This is a genomic window from Acinetobacter sp. ANC 4636 (assembly GCF_054454555.1).
In genome coordinates, this window is sequence record NZ_JBTKVD010000052.1 from 1 (window position 1) to 472 (window position 472).

1 pseudogene is annotated in these 472 nt (G+C 43.0%); it reads right to left on the reverse strand.

The features are described 5' to 3' along the window. Nucleotides 1-472 (reverse strand): annotated as a pseudogene (locus ACX1N5_RS15735) (IS3 family transposase); the annotation flags it as partial.

Below are 472 nucleotides of genomic sequence, written 5' to 3' on the forward strand. Positions count from 1 at the left end.
GCCACGCTGTGATTTAAGACCATCTGCTTTCATTAACCGATGTACTCGATTAATCCCGCAAGTCTCACCGATATCTTTCAGATCACAGTGAATCTTGCGATAGCCGTAGACTCCACCAGATTCTAGCCAGAGCTGTTTAATTAATCCCGAAAGCTGTTGCCGTTTCCTCGCAGTTTTACTGGTGGGTTGCTTTAACCATGCGTAATAACCACTGTGATGAACATCTAATGTTGAACATAAACGACGAACAGGCCATATCTTTTGGTTGTCCCGAATAAAGGCGTACCTCATTTGGACTGGCTTGCGAAGTACACCGCGGCCTTTTTTAATATGTCTCTTTCTTCAGTGACCCTTTGCAGCTCTTTCTTTAACTTTGCTAATTCTGCAATTGGATCAGTAGATTCTGTTGTCTGGGGCTGTTGAGGATCATAGCGTTTAATCCAAGCATATAAACTATGTGTAGTCGTACCTA